At 61.7% G+C, this 3,663-nt stretch carries 4 protein-coding genes; all 4 read left to right on the top strand.

Features of this window, described 5'->3' with window-relative positions; translation table 11 throughout:
• The coding region (locus tag NW819_RS13550) for a dihydroneopterin aldolase (RefSeq protein ID WP_414414068.1) at positions 1-210 on the top strand (210 nt) is incomplete at its 5' end.
• The gene (gene folK / locus NW819_RS13545) at positions 207-713 is read left to right on the top strand and encodes a 2-amino-4-hydroxy-6-hydroxymethyldihydropteridine diphosphokinase (protein ID WP_414414067.1); all 507 of its coding nucleotides are present in this window, start codon (positions 207-209) and stop codon (positions 711-713) included. The genes NW819_RS13550 and folK, both read left to right, overlap by 4 nt.
• Positions 714-759: 46 nt before the next feature.
• Positions 760-2,358: a glucose-6-phosphate isomerase gene (locus tag NW819_RS13540; protein WP_414414066.1), complete on the top strand. Its 1,599-nt coding sequence runs from the start codon at positions 760-762 to the stop codon at positions 2,356-2,358.
• 130 nt (positions 2,359-2,488) lie between these two features.
• Positions 2,489-3,628 (top strand): glucose-6-phosphate dehydrogenase assembly protein OpcA, encoded by a 1,140-nt coding sequence (locus NW819_RS13535; RefSeq protein ID WP_414414065.1) that lies wholly within the window; start codon positions 2,489-2,491, stop codon positions 3,626-3,628.
• Positions 3,629-3,663 lie beyond the last annotated feature (35 nt).

Raw genomic sequence — 3,663 nt, 5'->3', positions numbered from 1 at the left:
TATGCCCAAGTGTATGAGATGGTGCGGCAAGAGGTGACCGGCCAGCGCCGCCGCTTGATCGAGACCTTGGCAGACCAGATTGCAGAGCGGCTGTGGCAGAGCTATCCCCAGCTGGAGGCCCTGACCGTGCGGGTTCACAAGCCCCAAGCTCCCCTGCCGGGGCTGTTCGATGATGTTTACGTAGAGATCGACCGTCGCCGATCTGTATGAATCCCGACCTGGCCTACATTGCCCTGGGAAGCAACTTGGGGGATCCGCTGCAGCAGTTGCGCTTGGCTGTGCAGAAGCTGCCCCAGCTGGGAGAGGTGGCGGCCCGTTCCAGTCTCTACCGCAGCCCAGCCCAAGGGGGGCCACCCGGACAGCCTGATTACCTCAATGCAGTGGTGGCCTTGGATCCCTTCCCCCCTTACCAGTCTCCCCTGGAGTTACTAAGGGCGCTGCTGGCCATCGAGCAGGAGGCAGGACGGGTGCGGCGCATCCGCTGGGAGGCCAGAACCCTGGATTTGGATCTGCTGGCCATGGGCAGCCGCATCCTGAACAGCCCTGAGCTGACGTTGCCCCACCCCCGCATGATGGAACGTGCTTTTGTCTTAGCTCCCTTGGGGGAGATCGCTCCCGACTGGCGTCACCCTGAGACCGGTGTGGGGGTCAAAGAGGCACTCATCAGTTTGGATCAGTCCTGGCTGGAGCGCACGACCCTCGGCTGGGAGTAAGAAAGAGTTTGGTAAGCTGGTTAGGGATTTCGGCAAAAGGGATCCCATGGACAGCCTCCAACTCTGGCAGCGCTACTGCGATTGGCTTTACTACCATCCCGGCCTGGAGATTTTCGTCGATATCAGCCGCATCCGTTTCACTCCCCCTCAGGTGGAAGCGCTACGGCCTCGCTTTGCCCAGGCTTTTGCCGATATGCAGGCTTTGGAAGCCGGGGCCATTGCCAACCCCGACGAAGGCCGCCAGGTGGGCCACTATTGGCTGCGGGCGCCCGAGCTGGCTCCCACCCCTGAAATCCGGCAGGCCATTCAGGATTCCATTGAGCGAGTGGAAACCTTTGCCGAAAAGATCCATCGCGGAACCATCCCGGCCAGCGGGGGGGGACGGTTCACCGAGCTGCTCTGCATCGGCATTGGCGGCTCAGCTCTGGGGCCGCAATTTGTGGCGGAGGCCCTGGCTCCGCTGCACCCCCCCCTGAACATCCACTTCATCGACAACACGGATCCCGACGGGTTTGACCGGGTGCTGGGGCGGCTGGCAGACCAACTGGGGCAAACCCTGGTGATCACCACCTCCAAATCCGGCGGCACCCCAGAGCCCCGCAATGGCTTGGTGGAGGTGAAGCTGGCCTACCAAAAAGCCGGGATCCCTTTTTCTGCCCATGCGGTGGCCATCACCGGCCCCGGCAGCCAATTGGAGCAGCAGGCGCGGCAGGAGGGGTGGTTGGAGGTCTTCCCCATCTTCGACTGGGTGGGGGGGCGCACCTCCGAAACGTCCCCGGTGGGCCTGTTGCCGGCAGCGTTGCAGGGCATTGATATCCGGGCTTTGCTGGCCGGGGCAGCCACCATGGATGAGGCCACCCGCCTGCCCCACCTGGAGCGCAATCCCGCCGCTCTGCTGGCCATGGCCTGGTACATCGTCGGTCAAGGGCAAGGGCGCAAGGACATGGTGGTTTTGCCCTACAAGGATCGCCTGCTGCTGTTTAGCCGTTACTTACAACAGTTGGTGATGGAATCCCTGGGCAAATCCCACGATCTAAACGGCAACCGCGTGGAGCAGGGCATCGCCGTTTACGGCAACAAGGGCACCACCGACCAACATGCTTACGTCCAGCAGTTGCGGGATGGCTTGAACAACTTCTTTGTCACCTTCATCGAGGTGCTTCAGGATCGGGAGCCTGGGATCCCTTCCCCCTTCGTGGAGCCGCAGGTGACCAGTGGTGACTACCTGAGCGGCCTGCTGCAGGGTACCCGCCAGGCCCTCTACGAAAACGGTCGCGACTCCATTACCGTAACGCTGCCACGGGTGGATGCCCGCTCGGTGGGGGCCTTGATTGCCCTCTACGAACGAGCCGTGGGCCTCTATGCCTCCCTAATCCAGATCAACGCCTACCATCAACCGGGGGTGGAAGCAGGCAAAAAAGCCGCCAGCGCCGTCTTGGAGCTGCAACGGCGGGTGCTAGAGACGGTGCAGGAGCAGCAGGGATCCCTGACTTTGCCCCAACTGGCAGAGAAACTGGGCTGCCCGGAGCGCATAGAAACCCTGTACTGGATTGTGCGGCACCTACACGCCAATGGCCGCGGAGTCCTGTTGACAGGGGATCCCGCCTGCCCCTTGGAGCTGAACATCCAGCCTCGGCCTGCTTGAGCCTCGAGTTTCCTGGAGCAAGTGCGGAGAGCAGGCTTGAGTTGGTCAATCTGTACCTGGCCTTAAGCCCTTCCCGGCCAGCCGACCCCCCTGCCTAGAATCGAGCAAGAGTCCACTCCAGGAGGAGACTATGGATCAATCTGCTGCCGTCCTGCCCCTACAAACCCCGAAAGATGTCTCCATCGAAGATATTGAGCAGGAGCTGAACAAGATCTGGTCTTCCAAAGGAGAGAGCGTTGCCGCCCGCGCTGCCACCTTTACCCTGGTGGTGTACGAATCTCTGGACGATGCGCTGTTGCTGCCTTCCCCCACCGTCGAAGCCATCGCCACCCAGAACCCCTGTCGCGTCATTGACCTGCGCGCCAAACGAGAGGGATCTGCAGACGACGCCATCGAGGCCCAGGTGGCCGCCTACTGTCCGGTGACCCGTGAGCAGCGCAGCTCGTTGGTCTGTTGCGAATACATCACCCTGAAAGCGCCCGAATCGGCCTTTGTGCGGGCCTGCAGCACCGTTGCCTCGCTGCTGATCCCCAACTTGCCCACCTTTTTGTGGTGGCAAGGGGATCTGGATTTGAACAGCTTGCTGTTTCAAAAATTGGTGGCTCTGAGCAACCGGGTCATCGTCGATTCACGGGGCTTTGTCAATCCAGAAGAAGATCTGCAGGAAATCCACCTCTTGGTGGGTGAGGGGCGCCACTGTGGGGATCTCAACTGGCGGCGGCTGCTGCCTTGGCAGGAACTCACCGCCCAAGCCTTTGACCCTCCCGACCGGCGAGAGTCCCTCTACCTCGTAGATCGCGTGAACCTCGACTACAAAGCCGGCAATCCCTGCCAGGCGTTCCTTTTCCTGGGCTGGCTGGCCGGTCGCCTGGGGTGGACTCCCACAGAGCGGGTTCAGGCTCAGGAGCACGATTACCAGATCGACCGCATCCGCTTGCAAACCCAAAGGGGCGGCGAGGTGATGGCAGAACTGGCGGCTGTGCCCTTGGCCTCGGAAATCAGCCGGCCGGGGGATCTCATCGGGCTGCGCCTCACCTCCAGCAACCAAGAAGCCGACGCCTGTACCGTGCTGTGCTCCGAAACCACAGGGTGTATGCGCATGGAAGCCATGGGGGGTGCTCAGAGATGTGTGGTTCGCCAGGTGGCTCCCCTGGAGCAGGATTCCCTCGACACCCTGCTGGCTGCCGAGTTGCAGCGGCTTGGCCCCGACTACCTCTACGAAGAAACCCTAGGGGTGGTGGATCAGATGCTGAAGCTGGGCAAAAGCTGAGATCTGCTTCTGGTTTAAGTGACATACTCCCGCAC

This window comes from Synechococcus sp. R8-2, from assembly GCF_047461715.1.
In the GTDB taxonomy this organism is placed as follows: domain Bacteria; phylum Cyanobacteriota; class Cyanobacteriia; order Thermostichales; family Thermostichaceae; genus Thermostichus.
Note: the sequence above shows the minus strand (reverse complement) of the source record. Positions and strands in the feature narration are given on the sequence as shown.